This is a genomic window from Sphingomonas sp. LH128, from assembly GCF_000293195.2.
GTDB classification, from domain to species: Bacteria; Pseudomonadota; Alphaproteobacteria; order Sphingomonadales; family Sphingomonadaceae; genus Novosphingobium; species Novosphingobium resinovorum_A.
In genome coordinates this window covers 1-344 of the sequence record NZ_ALVC01000633.1, presented here as the reverse complement: position 1 = coordinate 344, position 344 = coordinate 1, and the positions used below count along the sequence as shown (strand labels likewise).

General features: G+C 69.5%; 1 protein-coding gene. It reads right to left on the bottom strand.

The features are described 5' to 3' along the window. Positions 1-344: FAD-dependent oxidoreductase (locus tag LH128_RS30680; protein ID WP_008833581.1), on the bottom strand; the 344-nt coding region annotated here is incomplete at both ends.

The following is a 344-nucleotide window of genomic DNA, read 5'->3' as shown; positions in this document are numbered from 1 at the left end:
CCTTCGAGGCATTCGACCGCAACGCCGGTGCGCAGATCGACGCCGTGATCGCGGTGTTCCTTCTGATAGAATTCGGACAGTTCCTCACCCGCGACGCGCGCCAGCACGCGCGGCAGGGCTTCGAGCAGGACCACGCTCAGCCCCATCTTCGAGAGCACCGCCGCTGCTTCCAGCCCGATGTAGCCGCCGCCGATGACGACGATGTTGCGCGTCCCCGCATCGACTTCGGCCATCAGCGTGTCGCAGTCCTCGCGGGTGCGCACCGCGTGGACCCCCGCCAGTTCGGCCCCGCCGCACGACAGGCGCCGCGGATCGCCGCCGGTCGCCCAGACCAGCTTGCCGTA